The organism is Fusibacter ferrireducens (genome assembly GCF_015352425.1).
GTDB lineage: Bacteria > Bacillota > Clostridia > Peptostreptococcales > Acidaminobacteraceae > Fusibacter_A > Fusibacter_A ferrireducens.
In genome coordinates this window covers 21,258-37,420 of sequence record NZ_JADKNH010000013.1, presented here as the reverse complement: position 1 = coordinate 37,420, position 16,163 = coordinate 21,258, and the positions used below count along the sequence as shown (strand labels likewise).

Here is a 16,163-nt window from a genome sequence, read left to right as displayed (position 1 = left end):
TGGATTTTGCTTGTGCTTATACTTCTGAGTGCGGTATATGTTTTTGTTATTAAACCCTATCTTTTTCCAGGTGATTTGTCAGAAGCGATTCGAACAGAGGCTGAAACGGAGTTTAATTCAATATTGGAATCTGTAGATGAAAAAGATATCGTTGAAGCTGATGAATTACCTGTTACAGATTCTGAAGTGCCTGTTAAGTCAGGCAATGACTCAGAACCAGATAAAGACGTTGTTCATGAGAACAATGGCAGTGAAGAAAGTGGCGAAGTCTCATCTCTGCCAAACCTGCCGCCTAAAGAACAGGAAGTGCCACCCGTAGCAGAGCAACAAGAAAACAGTGTAGCCGAAAATAATCCTCAAAGTAAAGAAGATGTTTCGAAAAATGAAAGTGTTCCTGAGAAACCTGTTAAAACAGTTTCAAAGGAAGATGCCATTATAGAGAAGTATACGGCAGCTATGGGGAAGATTGAGGTAAAGGCAGAATCGCTTTTGCAGACCCTTATAGGCGAAGCAAAGTACGAATATAACAATCTATCAGCTGCTCAAAAAAATGATATTACAGTGACAGGAAAACTGGGCAGTAATTATCTTTCCCGAGCAGATGTACTTGAGAATATTGTCGATCAAGCTGTAGAGGAACTTCTGGGTAAGATGAAAGCAGAGCTAAAAAGTGAAGGTTTAGGCACAGACTCAGTAAAAAAACTGAGAGCTGCCTATGAGACACAAAAACAAAATAGGCGCGATGAACTTATGAATAAAGCGCTGGGGTATCAACCTTGATGAAATGAGCATACATAACTCATTGAGGTTTATGTGCAAATCGCACAATACATTATGAAGATTAACGTCTTTTGGGAAGACGCCAATCTTGCCAAAAGATGTTAATTTACGAAATGAAAATTGGGAGGAATGACAATATGAAAAGATTACTTAGTTTAACGCTAATACTTTGTATGATGTTTTCCATTATGATTCCAGGCGCAGCTTTTGCAGCTGGTACTGAGTCTGATGTTACAACAAAGGCATTAGAAATTTATGCAAAGTTAACGCCAACAGAGATTGCTGATCGTACGGCAGCATATAATGCGATTGTAGGTGGCACTGCAAATTTGGATGATGCCGCATGGGATTTGACAACGATGGAAATTGAAAATCCTTATTATGATGCAAATTACTTGGATTTATTTAAGGATATTTTCCCTAATGTAAAAGAATTTGTAACAGCTGTAGCGAGAATACAGTACAGCTATGATCAAACGACTTTAGATGCAAGTATTGCTAACTTTAAAACAGTGGCTGCTAAGCCGAGTTCAGTGATGAAGATTGTTTATGGCGGTGCACAATACAGCATTACAAATGATCAATTAATTGATCTTTTCCTTGGTACTTATCAAAATATGTCATCGTATGTGACTTTACAAGATGCAAATGCACTGTCAAGTGCAGGTGATGTGGATGCTTTTATTAAAGCAGCTGAAGGCATTAAAGTTAAGGTTTATGATGGTGTTACTGGAGCAACAGGCATTAGAGATAGCTTAGTTCATTTTGGATGGAATGCAGAAACTGTTAAATTAGCAGACCAAGACATGAGAAAAGCATTAAATACGGTTCAATCTGGATTGGGGAATAATGCTGATATAGCACTTGCAAATGCAGCGATTCGTGTAAATACTGTTTTGAAAGGTTCAACATCGTTAACAGTTGGTTCAACACAATCTTATGTGGTTTCTATTTTTGGACAAGACACGAATTTATTTCAAATCACAGTGGAAAATCCAGCAATAGTAGGCGTTAATGGAGCGACTTTAACGGCTAAAGCAGTAGGTACTTCAAAAGTCTATTTACACAGAGCAGGTGTGGATTCACCTGTGGCAGATAAAGATTATTTCCACACGTTTACGGTGACAGTATCAGCTAAAGCTGATGACAATGACAATGACGGACCAAGCGGTGGCGGGCCAAGTGGTGGCGGCACTACAACACCACCTACAACACCACCAGTCACTGATCCGACAGAGACTAATACCCAAACTGAAAATATTGCAAAAGAGTCTGAAAATGTTGCAACTGAAGAACAAGCAGGTAAAGTTTTAGAGGACGTTACAAAAAATGTGACGGATATATCCAAAGCGATTACCACGGAGTCCACAACGGCTACTAAACAAGTTGTCGTAGATTCAGTATCTAACTTGTCAAAAGCTATTGTAAATTCGACTAAAGCGGTTACAACTCAAGAAGGTGCAACGAAAGTTGTGAATGCGACAACCACATTATTAACTGAGACTGCAAAAGTTGCTGGCAATATCACCGATGCAGCTCAATTAAAATCAGTAGTGGACAGTACGACTAAACTTGTAAGCAATGCAAATGCTGTTATGAGCAAGGTAACGGACAGTGCAGTTGCAACGAGCTTGGCAAATGATATCATAAAATCGGCAGCTACTGTCGTAAAAGCAGCAAATGCTTCTACAACTGGGGCGACTAAAGCGGCTGTTCTACAAAATGTTAAAAAAGTTGAAGCGCAGATCAGTGCAATGGCAAAAACCGCAATTGCAGTTGCTGGAACTACAAATATGACTGCATCAGATGTAAAAGTAAATTCGGCAACTGGTGTTGGCAGTGTTTCTGTAAAAGCAGGAGATTTAGCAGCTAAAGCTCAAGCGGCTGTACAAACTCAAAAAACTATGATGGATTCAATCAAAGCAGCAGGCTTACAAACTACTAAGAACATTAAACCACAAGTGGTCATCAATGTGCCAGTGGTTGAAGGGGTAAAAACAGTAGAAGCGAGCCTTGATGGTTTAAGTGATGTATTTGCTGTGGTAGATGAAGTGAAAATTTCTACACCAACTGCAAGTTTTGAAATCGATAAAAATTCATTTGCACAAGATCTAACAAATACAGTTAAGGTTTCTGCTGAAAATGTATCAGTTACTGATTTAACAGCAGCTCAAAGAGCGCAAGTGCCTTCAAATGCAAAAGTGGTAGACTTAAATGCATCTGTAGGTACAGAAAAAGTAAGCACCTTTAAGACACCTGTAACGGTTTCATTGCCATATGAACTCAGTGCTAATGAAAATCCAGAAAAATTATCAGTTTATTTATTGAAAGATGACGGTACAGTGGAAGCTGTTCCTGCGAAATACGTGGATGGAAAAGTTGTGTTTAAACGTAAAGGGTTCTCGTTCTACGTCGTTAAAGAGTCCTCTGTAACTTTTGCAGACCTAAATCAAGCGGCATGGTCAAAAGATACTGTTGAATACTTGGCTTCAAAAGGAATCGCAATTGCAAAATCAGGTAATAACTTTGAACCTAATGCGAAAATTACTAGAGCTGAGTTCTTGGATATGCTTATGAGAATCGCTCAATTAAACGGTGATGTTCAAAAAATGCCATTTACAGACGTTTCTGCTGATGCGTGGTATGCAGGCAGTGTTGCAGCAGCTTATGAAAACGGTATTGTTTCAGGCACAACAGCTACGACTTTCAGTCCTGATGCACCGATCACACGTCAAGATATGGCGGTTATGATTTCTAAAGTGTTGATGGCAGATGGTTATACAAGTGCTGATTTAACAGAATTGGCAAGATTTAACGATGGTAATGCTGTGGAAACTTATGCAAAAGCGGCAGTTGCAATGGTTTCAAGAGAAACAATTGTCAATGGGACTCCAGAAGGCAACTTCAACCCAGCGAACAATACAACTAGAGCAGAAGCAGCGGCAATGATCTATAACATGTTCACAAAATAATATTGGATGGATAACCTAAAATATTTTGAATAAATAAAAAAGAAGAATCCAACTCAGATGTGTTGGATTCTTTTTATAGGAGAAGGGCATGAGATATTTTAAAATATGGATTAGTTTTATGGGACTTATACTATTGATGAGTGGTTTGGGCTTTTCGGCATCCTATGTGTCCATTTACGAGGAACTCAAAACAGAGCACCCTGTAATTGTTGAAAATTTAATGAGCAAAGGGGCCACAGAAGACGATATTAAAATGTTTTTAGACGAATTATCTGCAAAAATAAGTAGTTCAGGTGAATTAACTGAAGCAAATTTTGATGATTTAATGTTTCATGCGATGAAGGAAGTACTGTTTGTAAATGGCGATATTCGAATGGCTCGAGATAAGTACCAAGAGTTGGACCTTGCTCTCGGTACAAAATATGGAAGTGTTTTATCAGATGGGGTGCTTAGCGGAGAACTTCAGGCTCTGAGGAATATCGTTAAAAACAAATTGATTCCAACAACACCAACAACACCAGGAGGCAGCATCGGTGGAGGCAGCATCGGTGGAGGCAGCAGCGTTGGAGGAGGTGGTGCTGTGACTGGAACAGTGGTGCCGCCTGTAACGGATACGCCAGCAGATACGATTGTTTTCACCAAGAATGAGAATTCTAAAGCAATTCAATTTAATGCAAAGTATTTAGAAAAAGCACTCGAAACCTTAAACGGTAAATCCCTGTCGCTCAAACTTGAAGATCTCGATCTCAGTGCAGGCGAAGAAATTGCTGTGGACTCTTTGATGAGCATCGCAGGTAAAAATATAAAAGTCAGTATGACCATGAATGATGTCAGCTTGAGTTTGAAGTCGACAAATCTTTCTGAACTCAAAAACAATGGTCTTAAAGTACAATACAAGGATCAAAAATTAACTCTAGGATTTGGAGAAAATAAAATGGATTTGTCCATGCCAATCGTTGCGACATTACCGGTACCGGCGGAGCTTAAGTCGAGTTTAACGGTTGTGCGCTATAATGCGGATGGTACTTCTACACCTGTGGGGGGAGCGTTTAAAAATGGACAAGCTACTTTTTTAACAGATAAGCCAGGAATTTATGGTATTGAATCCAATCCTGTAAGCTTTAGTGATTTCCAATTGGATGATTACTGGGCAACGGACAAAGTGGAAACACTTGCGACATTAGGCATCATTTCAGGCAAGGGTGAAGATCATTTTGATCCAAATGCTTCAATTACACGTGCAGAATTTGCAACCCTAGTTACTAAAATGCTTCAGTATGATGGTGTTAGCTCTACCTCTAAATTCACTGATGTAGAGGGTTCAGTATGGTATGCACCTTATGTGGCAATTGCTAACGCATATGGCTTAATGGACGGGAAATCACAAGATTCTTTTGATCCAAATGGTCCTATTACGCAACAGGAAATATTAACGGTATTGAGTAAAGTGTTAAAGGCAGCAGATGTAGAAAAGGGTACGGAAGAAAGTGAATCTAGCTACACACTTAAAACGGATACAGCAGCAACTTGGGCGAAACCCCTTATTGAAAATGCCATTTCAAATGGTGCTTTGCGTGGCATGCCACTTGAAAACGTAGATATGTCTAAGCAAGCAACCCGACTTGAAACGGCAAATATGTTATATGAGCTTTTACCTTTAATTTATCAATAAGACAGTATTTGAGGATAAACTCTGTGGAGGGTTTATCCTTTTTTTTAATTTAATTGTAATCCTAAATGGAGTGGGATAAGGTATAATAGAAGTATTGAATTGTAGGTGAGCATAAGATGATCAAAATATTAAAAATGAAAAAAGTGAGATGGCTATTAGTGGTATTTTGGATGTTATTCATTTTCGCCATGTCGCATCTCAACGCTGCGAAATCTTGGATTTTAACTGGGAGAGTTATGGTGGCAATTGAAAAGACAGCCGTTGGAAATGATGTTGACGCCGAAGAAATGTCAGAATCAGATGAAATTCGGTATTATAGTGAAAGCGAAAACATCATGATAATACTGAGAAAAACAGCTCATGTTATAGAGTTTTGGGGCTTGTCCTTAAGTGTTGTCTACGCTTTGTCTGCTTATTATTCTCAGTTTAAAAGCATGGGCATAGGGTTTATATGGAGTTTTTTATATGCCTGTTTTGATGAGGCGCATCAACTTTTGATTCCTGGAAGAACGGCAAATGTTAAAGATGTAGGGATAGATACAATCGGGATATTGCTAGGCATTTTACTCATAAAAATACTATGGAAAACGCTCCATGATCGTAGAGGCAAATTAATTTATGAAGACTAAAATTGTGATTATTTCAGAAACGATCATGGATGGTGTTGGCAAGCATATTGTGGATGTTATCAGTCGTTTGGATTATGAAAAAATTGATTTGCATGTGATACACAGTAGGGACCGTTTAGACTATCGTTTTTTTAAATTAAAAGAGGACAAGGCAGATGTTGTTCAATTTTATGAAGTGCCTGAAATGATCCGAGAGATTCATCCTAAAAAGGACTTGGAGTCATATTTAAAAGTGTATGCACTTCTAAAAAAAATTCGACCTGATATTGTGCACTGTCATAGTTCCAAAGCAGGTGTTGTGGGCCGATTAGCGGCGAGAATATTGAATGTTGAGAGCATTTATTATACCCCTCATGCGTATGCGATACAAAATAGAACATTATCTAAGTCTAAATATGTGCTCTTCGTTCTGATAGAGCGGTTTTTGGCGAGATTCGCAACGACTTTAACCCTCAACGTTTCAGAGGGAGAGCGACAATTTGCTCTAAATCATAGAATTGGGAATGAAGCATCCCTTAAGGTGCTTTATAATTGTGTTGAAAGTATATGGGATCAAGATCAATCAAAAAATGTAGAAGCTATAGGGGCGATCAAATTGAAGTATGATATCCCTGAAGATGACTTAATCGTTGGTACCGTCGCGCGCCTTTATACACAAAAGAACCCTGAAGAATACATTAAAATAGCTTTTAATATATGTAATGCTACGGAACACGTTACGTTTCTTTGGATTGGGGAAGGTGAATTCCTAGAAGATATGAAACAAAAGGTTAAGACCGCTCAGTTGGAAGATCGTATTTTGTTTTTAGGGCATCAAACTGAGATTGAAGTGTTCTATCTTTTGTTTGACGTCTATTTGACGACGGCTTTGTACGAAGGATTGCCTTATACATTGATTGAAGCAATGAGTTCTAAAACGCCTATAGTGGCATCAAATGTCACTGGCAACAACGAACTGGTTTTACCTGAAGAAACAGGTTACCTATATGAATTAGGCGATATTGAAGAGGCAACTCAAAAATTGAAGCACCTCATTGAACAGTCTGAATTAAGAGATCAAATGAGAGAGGCGGCTTATCATTTTTATAAAGCGCATTTCACAATCCAAGAGATGATGAAGGCTTATTCTGAATTGTATCTATGATATAATATAGGCGGTGAATCTCTAATAAAACTTTAATTTACCTAGATTAAATTAGGTAATAGAATATAGATTATGTAATTGGGAGTGGAGGATGTATGAAGACGAAAAAAAGTATACTTGAGCAAGGGGCTCTATTAATTGCATTGATTGCCGTGGGCATAATTCCTATTTTGGTCAGGGTTACGCAAGTGAATTATCCCATGTCAAAATATTCTTGGTATCCAAATGTAGATGTTTTTTTTGACATTTATACTTATTTTAAATCGAATTGTGTAATTGCGCTTGGCGTTATGGCTTTAATATATCTCTCGATTACAATACTAAAAAAAAGAGATTGGTCAAAGATTAAAAAGGATGTCGTTCTTGCTTTAATAGCCTTTCTTTTCATCTGGGTTATTGTATCCACTTTTTTCTCAACGGATTTATACATGTCCCTTCACGGTTATATTGATCGCTATGAAAGTATATGGGTTTGGTTTTCTTATTTTCTAATTTTTATGGTAATTTATAGTCATAGTTGGAATGAGAAAGAAGCAATATTGGTCAATAGAGCGTTTATACTTCTGAACTTGATTTTATCTATTATTGGACTGGGTCAGTATTTTCATGTGGATGTATTATTTAATCCTATTGTGAAGCCATTTTTGACCTCTTTTTCACTGATAAATAGTGAATTTAATATTGGGTCTGCATACCAATATAATAGAATATCACAAACATTATTTAATAGTAATCAGGTGGGATATTTCTGTAGTTTTAGCATTCCATACTTCTTGAATTTGCTTTTAAATGAAAGAGAGCCCAAAAAACGTTATTTTTATTTTGCCTTTACGGGTTTGCTCCTATTTAATCTTTTCGGGTCCATCGCAAGAAACGGTTTGATTGCTGTTGCATTTACGGTGCCATTAATTCTTTATTTAAATCGAGAAAAGTTTTTAAAATACTTTAAGTCATTGAAATGGATAGTTTTGGGCGTTGTTGCTGTAATACTTGTGGGCAGCCTTGTGATGAATAGTTTTATAATTGAGAGATTTGGAGAGCTTTTTAACCCCTATGCTTCTGAACAAAGTATTGAGTCAATCATGGTAGAGGGCAATGATATAAAGATAAATTACATGGCTTCAGAGCTTAAAATTGCTATTACTGCTCACTCAGCTCAGGGATGGGTTATGAATTATTACTTAGATGATCAGTTAATAGAACCATCAGGAATAGATGAACTCGGTCGATACGTTTTTGATCAACAAGTGCTTAATGGGGTCAGTGTTTTCCTGCAACAAGTGGATTCAAATGTTTATTTTGTAGTCAATATGGATCAGCGAAATTGGTATTTTGGATATAATGGCGATCAACTTTCTTATGTGAATATTTACCAAAAGTTTGATAAAATTGAGAAACCTCAATCTATAGGATTTAAAGGCATTGAATCTATGGGGACAGGTAGATTTTACATTTGGTCAAGAACGTTACCGTTAATACTAAACCATCCAGTAGTGGGTAATGGTGTAGATACGTTTGCATCACAATTTCCTCAAGAAGATTATGTGGGGAAACACTATATTTATCACACCACGGATATGGTGGTAGATAAAGTCCATAATTTATACCTCCAAATTGCATATGATTTTGGATTGCCTGCAATAATTGCTTTCTTAGCATTACTCTTAATCTATTACAAGCGATTTATTAGAAGAAATATAAAAGATGATGGGTTTCTTAAAAGCTTTAATATCTCAATATGCATTGGCATAACGGGTTATTTGGTCGCTTCTATGTTCAATGATTCCAGTGTTCATACGGCACCTATATTCTGGGCATTTTTAGCTTTAAGTTTTTCGTTGGTAAAACCGATTGCTTATGAGAAAAAATAAGTTGTCTTTGAAATATAACCTTAACATGCGACTAGAATATAGTTTGATATAATAAAGATGGTGTAATACTTGGTTAAGGAGGTTCAAATGAAACGTAAAATAATAATTTTATTAATGATAACAGTTTTGACGACTTCTGCGCTTATGAGTTTTGCAGAAGAATCATCAGCGGACTTACTCTTCAAATATGGTTTTATTGCTGGTGATAATGGTGATCTAATGGTGGATCAAAACTTGACGAGAGCTCAAGCTTGTGTGCTTTTATCTGAGATGTATGGCAAGAAAAAAGCAGCTTCAAGCTTTGTGTACATTAAGAATTTCAGCGATGTAGATTCAAAAGATTGGTATGCGCCATATGTGACGTACGCTAAAACATCGGGATGGGTTAGTGGCTATCCTGATGGGACTTTTAAACCAAATGCGTCCGTCTCACGACAAGAGTGGAGTGCAATGCTGATGAATGCGCTTGGCTATACTTATGAATGGTCCAATGTGATCTTGGATATGAATACACTTGGTATCAATTTTACTGCAGCGAATTCGGCTGCATTGAAGCGCGGTGAGGCATTTAACGGCATGTGGCAAGCATTGTTGACACCAGCAAAAAACGATGTTTTGGCTTTGGGTTTAAAATTGAATAAAATTCCCGAGGACGTTATAGCGAGTTTAGGTGGCAATACAAGTACAGATTCAACAACAGCGAATTCAGGTGATTTTGAAATAAAGAGTTATAAGGCCATTGGGTTAACTGAACTTGAGTTTACTTTCAGTAAAGCTTTGGACAATAAGATGAATATGGATTTATCACATGTGGAACTGAAACAGGATTCAAATTTCTTCTTAAAACCTTTAAAAATTGTATTATCTCAAGATATGATGAGCCTCAATATTGTTACCAATATTCCTATTATTCAAAATAGAGCTTTGGAGATTACCTTTAAAGATATTGATGCAAAAGATGGTAGCAAAATGACAGAAAAGAAACTTAGCAATATCCAGTTTGCAGATACGACATTGCCACAGCTCAGGTCAGCTGAAATCATAGGGGATTACTATATCAAGGTGACTTTTAATGAACCCGTTCAAAGTGATGAAGATCAGTATCCTAATATAGACACGGATTCAGAGCCAGAGCTTTATTCAACTGACTTTGTCGTAAATGGAGGACAAATAAGTGTATATGATGCAAAGTTATCAAACAATAATAAAACAGCAATTATTCAATGTGGTTCCAAGTTAACCGAACCAGTTAAAATTAAAGCACAAAATACGATTAAAGATTACGCGGGTTTTAATCTGTACGTGACTGAATTAACAGCGGAGCTAAATAAGGATACAGTTGGCCCTAAAGTGGTTTCGTACAGGGTGAACAGTCCAACGCAGGTCGTGTTGGTGTGGGATGAAGATTTAAAGCTCATTAATGGTCTATATGCAGCATATTATCATACAAATGCGACTTCTTCTATTGATCAAAATTTGACCAAAGATCAGCTTAATGGTAATGAGATGACTTTGAATTTTTCAAAGAAACCTCTAAATGCAGGAAGTAACAATGTGATTGTCCTCAGCGGTGCAGTTTCAGATTATGCTGGCAATAAGAACGTAACAGAAACGGTCACAGTTATGTTACCACCAGATAATACAAAGCCCACTGTTGTAGGAGAACCGGATATAATAGATGATCATACAGTTGTGGTATATTTTTCAGAGGCTTTAAAAAATACCACAGGAGAGCTGAATTTGTTTTCTAACTATGTCTTTAAGGATCAAGATGGAAATGAGGTCAGATTATCCTCGGCAGTATATGATGCTAAGGCCTACACGATCACTATACGAACGATAGATAAGTTAATGGGAAATTATACGTTAGCTTTTAAAAATTTTAAAGATTATTCAGATAATGTGTTGGAAGATTCGGGACATAAATTTTCAGTACAAGATATGACTGTTCCAAGCCCTGCAAAATGGTTTGCAAAAGTATTTTTTACATCGTCTTCAGAACAAGATGTTTTACTTTTCTTTGATGAAGCGATGAATATGAGCGGCAAATATTCTGTGCTGGATCGAAATAATTACAGTATAAATGGTATTAAGTTAAGTAGTTTGCCTGCAAATAGTGTCTCAATTAAAAAGATAGATGATATGACGGTACAATTTACAATTGCACGATCCAATTATGGTGGAATAAACATTGCAGTGGACGGCAATACCAGTGCTGACGCAGTTGATATGACGATTAATCGAGTAGCAGACATTTCCGGAAATATAACAGAGTCAAATGAAAACTATGTGGATCTTAGAGAAAAGGCAAATATCACAGTGGAAGAATTTAGATATATTGGCAATAATCAATGTGAAATTGTATTGTCAGATAAAGTAGATGTGGTGGATGTCGCCGATTTTGAGATCACTAAGAATAACGGCTATTATGCAATAACAAGTCATACTCTAAGTACAGATGAAAAAAACAGAACGGTTATAACGGCAATTTTAAGTTATCCAATTGATAATATCTATGGTTTCTTATTAAAAACAGTGGGTCAAAATACAAAGACGTCTTTTGGTGAAACTTTTAGTAGTATTAGTTCTTACAAGCAAATGACAGAATATATCGTTTCAGGCATTAAGAAAGTGTTTATAAATGGCCAGTCGGTGGATGATGCTTATTATACCAAAGGTACAGGAATTGTCACGATAGAGTTTACAAAGCCTCTAAATGGGAATACAATTTCTAGTCTAACTTTTGATATTCCTGGGGTTACAATCGACAAAATAGTTACTAATTACAGTGCATTACAGCTTTATATAAACGTTTTAGATCAAGACAAAATATCACAATACATGAGCATCATTCAGAAATATCCTCTTGTGGATAACGAAGGCTTAAAGATTGAGAATATTTCAACTCGAATTGAGTATATCAATTAATTTCATGAGTGCTATTATCAACCGCATGACGGTGCATAGTAGCACTTTTTTGAATTAAGCGGATTTTACTATTGAATTCTTAATTGTTTCTTAAAATATAGAAAAAAAAAGGTTAATTATTCGGTTCATCTAGTGATTATTTATATAAAAGAGTTATAATACTAGATATGACTTAATTGTATAAGGAGGTAATCGTGCGTATGAAAAATATGTTAATAGGGAAAAAATTGAGTACACTCATTTTGTCAGTACTTCTAATACTAATGGGAACAATGCCAATATTTGCAGAAACACAGGAAGAAATTGTTGAGTTAAGCTTGAGTGAATACCGCGATTTGGTTGTGAAGAAGGATATCACGTTGAGAAATCTTAAAGATTCACGTGAGGATCTAGCGGACACTATAACAATGCTAGATAAAAATTCGGGTTACATGTTGTATGGTGGTGACAGAACTACTGGCTATAAGGAACAAAAAAAAGGCAGCTATTATGAGTATGCTTATCCTAATTTTGTTAGAACGATGAATTTAGAAGCACAGCTTGCTACGATGGATGCACAAATCAATTTGATGGAAGTTGGATATGTAACTGCGGCAGACACTGTGCTGTTTAAGAGGGATACGCTTGAAAAACAATTGGAATTATCGGATCAAAACCTTGCTAATGTAAAACGTTCGTATGATGAAATCCTTGAGAAGGCAGAACTAGGTCTTGTGAGTAAAGTAGACCTTGAGACGGCAAAAATCAACCTTGAAAATACTCAATTCTCACGAGATCAGTTATACTATGCATTAAAAGGTTTCGAATATACAGTGAAATCCACTGCGAGTTTAGAGCCAGATAAAACGTATAGATTTGTATTGCCTGAGTTTACCGACTCAAAGTATGATTCGAATGCATTTTTAGAATATTATGAAATGGCTAAGGAGACAAATCAAGTTTTAGCGGCTGCAAAAGTGAATATGGAAGCACTTGAAAATGAAAAAAAGTTTATAACAATGTATAAAAACTTTGTGATTGCCTCTGATTTGGCTGATTTCGATAGACGCTATGAGGATGGACAGTATGAAATCAAGAGACTTGAGAAAGAAATTTATAAGAATTTGTATTCTGCTTTGAGTGAATATTATAAATTAGAAGATGAAATTGATGTTGCCCAATCTCAAATTGAATATGACAGCAACATGTTGAAAAAACTAGCTCAGATGGAAGAGCAAGGACAGGTTACTGCAACTCAAAGACTTCAATACGAAACAGCCGTCTCCAAGTCAAAAATAGATAAATTGAGTTTGATACAGGACAAAATTTTGCTTTCGCAAAAGATTGATTTGCTCGTTTCATTTGGCATTAGTTTATAGGAGGATTAATATGAGAAAAATAGGAAGCTTATTGTTGATTTTTACGTTACTCTTTCAAGTGGCAGTATTTGCTGAAAGTAATGAAGTTGCTAAAGTTGCTCCAAAATTGATTCAATATGAAGAGGCAGTAAAAATATTGATTGAGAATAGTGAAGCGCTTAAAACAATAGAGAAGAAAATTGAAATTCAAAAGAAAGTTGTCGAAGAAGTTGAACAAGAATCAAGAAGGTTAAAAGCATATATTAATCAGGCAGATGAAGTATTAGATAGAGCAACTAAGGTTTTCTTAGATCCAATAGATGCTCGAATGACATTGACAAGTTTAGAAAGATCACTTGAAGATAAAAAATTTGAGCTCAAACAATCCGTATTAGACTATTATGTAAATTGGGCAACAATTCAGAATAAATTTGAATTATATAATGAGGTCGCAAAAACGGCACAAAAGGAATATGATCAAAAGGCATTAGAACTTCAACTTGGCAAAATCACAAGTAATGATTTGCTCGCATATGAGATTGCACTTGATTCGGCGAAAAAAGATATTGAATCTGCTCAGAGAGAATACGATCTTGCACTTGTAAACTTTAACTATCTTGTGATGGACTCTTTAGATGTGGTATATGGTATGGATATTAGTAACCTTGAAACGTTATTGATCGGCGATTACTTTGATATCTCTAAAGTCGATTTAGACAAACTCGGTGAAAAAAATATTGCCCATGATTCTACTTTAGTAGGGTTGAAAGAAACTGTTGAGAGGATAGAAGAGAAGAAGACTGTAGATCAATTGTATTCAAATAGTGTTACAGTATTAGAAGATTATAATAAGAGTATTGAGGACAATAAGCATGATACAGACGCACAGATAAAGGCAATTAAGTATAAGGTATATACAGATTTTTATAATCTTAAAAGTTTAAGTTTAAGTATAAAAGTTGCTAAGAATAATGTGACTTTAGCAACTTCAAAATTAAATGTTGAAAAAGTAAAATTCGATCTTGGCATGACTACTGCACTTGAACTCATAAAACTTGAAAAAGATGTCTTATCTGCAGAAATTGGACTAACGAATGCTTTGAACAGTTATTATAAGGCATATCATGACTTTTTAAGATACTATTGATAAGCGTTTGGATTGAAAAATAGAAAGAGGTTGCCCATACAAGTTTTTCTTGTGTAAGGGAACCTCTTTTTAAGTGTTTGAAATTATTCTTTGATAAGTTTTGTTGTAAATGTAGAAGTCGATGTTGATCCAATGGCCTCAGGTACCTGAGCTAAAAAAGTAACCATTGTAGTTGCATTTGGCGTAGATTTAAAGGTAATCTTATAAGCCACTTCACCAGATTTGGTAGGGTGAACGGTTTTAGTCACTTCACAGAAAGGATCGCTTGCGATTATGAGTAAAAGTTCTTGACCAGCCATGCTAAGTTGATCAAAGGCATCTTTATTGACGACCTGCCTACCATTCGAATCCCATATCCTAAGGTCTAGGTAATAATCCTTTGTAGGTGAATAGATCAGCTCAGTATTATTGCCATTTTGATCAATAATCCCTTTGATTTCTACCTGATGAATACCAGTTGGAAGTAATGAAGGGGTTAATTCGAAGCTGGTAGAAAATCCAGATGCAGTATCTATAATGCCAAGCGCTATGTTCTGAGCGAATCTCAATGTATTTGATGACTGAGGGCGTGCCCCTTTTTGTATGATAATGGTTCCATGTTCAAAGTTTACTATAGGTTTGGGGTGATCGGTTCCCACAACAAAATTGAGATTTCTGCCTAAAGTTGAATTCGTAATATCCACACCATATTGATCATACACGGTATAACCGATAGTGCCTATATAGTCATTAAATCTTTCAATTGTATTGGAATCTAGCTCAACTCGAGATACTTTTTGAGGTTCTATTTTGACAGTTTTAACAATACTTGTATCAGAGCTTATATCACTTATTGTAATGATATAATCACCACTATTTAAATCCCATGGAGAAGATAATGTTACAGTTGTTTTAGTGGCATCCCAACTTGTTTTGAAATTTAGGGTGCTTGCTTGATATAATGCCGAAAAATTGATTTGACTTGTGTCTTTTATAGGATTTTCAAATTGAATTTGAATGCTTTTAGCAGTGTTTACATTTATGTCAAAAATCTGAAAAGCCTCTTTTACTGGAGTCGGCACAGAAGTTGCAGGAAGTTTTCCCATTTTCACACCAATTGGAACAGTTGAACCTTTTGCTGGCTGATTTACAGCAGACCATAAAGCATCAAAGGCATCACCTCTTACAAATTTTACACCCTTAACATCAACCCAAACATTTTTGGAAGCTGAAAATGAAGTAACATTGTCAAATTCATAATCACCTTTATATCCCATCGCATTCATTAGAAAAGCTGCAAATTCTCTTGATGTCACCTCAGCTTCAGGTTTAAAGGTACCATCGGGATACCCACCGAGAAGATCATTTGCTTTGCCATAGGCAACATAAGGTGTATACCACTTGCCTTCTGCAACATCTGAAAAACCGGATGCACCTTTGTATTGTGCTGCAGTATCTTTAACGCCGTTCATTTCGGCTATTATAACGGCAACTTCAGCTCGTGTCAGTGCCTTTTCAACCATAGGGTCACCATTGTCACCTGCTATAAATTTATACTTTAGGAGCAAATCAGCAGCTGTTTCAGTATCTGTGGCGTATGTAGGGCATGTCATTAGAACAAGAGCTAGAATTAATAAAATCTGGATGATTTTTTTCATGAATTGACCTCCGTATTATTAAAATAGATAAGTAAAGAAAATGTGT

10 protein-coding genes are annotated in these 16,163 nt (G+C 36.2%); 9 read left to right on the top strand and 1 reads right to left on the bottom strand.

Going from position 1 to position 16,163, the window contains the following annotated elements; genetic code table 11:
* The first annotated feature begins 12 nt into the window (after positions 1-12).
* The 9 genes from ISU02_RS18670 (at position 13) to ISU02_RS18630 (ending at position 14,480) form a co-directional block, all read left to right on the top strand.
* Positions 13-780 carry a hypothetical protein gene (locus tag ISU02_RS18670; RefSeq protein WP_194703368.1) on the top strand — a complete coding sequence of 256 codons (768 nt, stop codon included), beginning with the start codon at positions 13-15 and terminating at the stop codon, positions 778-780.
* A gap of 137 nt (positions 781-917) precedes the next feature.
* Positions 918-3,752: an S-layer homology domain-containing protein gene (locus ISU02_RS18665; RefSeq protein WP_194703367.1), complete on the top strand. Its 2,835-nt coding sequence runs from the start codon at positions 918-920 to the stop codon at positions 3,750-3,752.
* A gap of 88 nt (positions 3,753-3,840) precedes the next feature.
* The gene (locus ISU02_RS18660; protein WP_194703366.1) at positions 3,841-5,424 is read left to right on the top strand and encodes an S-layer homology domain-containing protein; all 1,584 of its coding nucleotides are present in this window, start codon (positions 3,841-3,843) and stop codon (positions 5,422-5,424) included.
* A gap of 116 nt (positions 5,425-5,540) precedes the next feature.
* Positions 5,541-6,053, top strand: a complete 513-nt coding sequence (locus ISU02_RS18655; protein ID WP_194703365.1) for a VanZ family protein — start codon at positions 5,541-5,543, stop codon at positions 6,051-6,053.
* Positions 6,043-7,197: a glycosyltransferase family 4 protein gene (locus ISU02_RS18650; protein WP_194703364.1), complete on the top strand. Its 1,155-nt coding sequence runs from the start codon at positions 6,043-6,045 to the stop codon at positions 7,195-7,197. The genes ISU02_RS18655 and ISU02_RS18650 overlap by 11 nt, the downstream gene beginning before the upstream one ends.
* Positions 7,198-7,292: 95 nt before the next feature.
* Entirely contained in the window at positions 7,293-9,068 is a 1,776-nt protein-coding gene (locus tag ISU02_RS18645) for an O-antigen ligase family protein (protein ID WP_194703363.1), read from the top strand.
* Between the two features lie 87 nt (positions 9,069-9,155).
* Positions 9,156-11,996, top strand: coding sequence for an S-layer homology domain-containing protein (locus ISU02_RS18640; protein ID WP_194703362.1), 2,841 nt, complete (start codon positions 9,156-9,158; stop codon positions 11,994-11,996).
* Between the two features lie 200 nt (positions 11,997-12,196).
* The gene (locus tag ISU02_RS18635) at positions 12,197-13,354 is read left to right on the top strand and encodes a TolC family protein (protein ID WP_194703361.1); all 1,158 of its coding nucleotides are present in this window, start codon (positions 12,197-12,199) and stop codon (positions 13,352-13,354) included.
* A gap of 10 nt (positions 13,355-13,364) precedes the next feature.
* Complete coding sequence (locus ISU02_RS18630) at positions 13,365-14,480, top strand: TolC family protein (RefSeq protein ID WP_194703360.1); 1,116 nt, start codon at positions 13,365-13,367, stop codon at positions 14,478-14,480.
* 83 nt (positions 14,481-14,563) lie between these two features.
* Here ISU02_RS18630 and ISU02_RS18625 read toward each other — a convergent pair whose 3' ends face one another.
* Positions 14,564-16,117 carry an S-layer homology domain-containing protein gene (locus ISU02_RS18625; RefSeq protein WP_194703359.1) on the bottom strand — a complete coding sequence of 518 codons (1,554 nt, stop codon included), beginning with the start codon at positions 16,115-16,117 and terminating at the stop codon, positions 14,564-14,566.
* Positions 16,118-16,163: the final 46 nt, after the last annotated feature.

Bases quoted from the DNA above. Each gene is read 5' to 3' on its own strand.
- ISU02_RS18665 (WP_194703367.1), top strand. From the start codon at position 918: ATGAAAAGATTACTTAGTTTAACGCTAATACTTTGTATGATGTTTTCC.
- ISU02_RS18660 (WP_194703366.1), top strand. From the start codon at position 3,841: ATGAGATATTTTAAAATATGGATTAGTTTTATGGGACTTATACTATTG.
- ISU02_RS18655 (WP_194703365.1), top strand. From the start codon at position 5,541: ATGATCAAAATATTAAAAATGAAAAAAGTGAGATGGCTATTAGTGGTA.
- ISU02_RS18650 (WP_194703364.1), top strand. From the start codon at position 6,043: ATGAAGACTAAAATTGTGATTATTTCAGAAACGATCATGGATGGTGTT.
- ISU02_RS18645 (WP_194703363.1), top strand. From the start codon at position 7,293: ATGAAGACGAAAAAAAGTATACTTGAGCAAGGGGCTCTATTAATTGCA.
- ISU02_RS18640 (WP_194703362.1), top strand. From the start codon at position 9,156: ATGAAACGTAAAATAATAATTTTATTAATGATAACAGTTTTGACGACT.
- ISU02_RS18635 (WP_194703361.1), top strand. From the start codon at position 12,197: ATGAAAAATATGTTAATAGGGAAAAAATTGAGTACACTCATTTTGTCA.
- ISU02_RS18630 (WP_194703360.1), top strand. From the start codon at position 13,365: ATGAGAAAAATAGGAAGCTTATTGTTGATTTTTACGTTACTCTTTCAA.
- ISU02_RS18625 (WP_194703359.1), bottom strand. From the start codon at position 16,117: ATGAAAAAAATCATCCAGATTTTATTAATTCTAGCTCTTGTTCTAATG.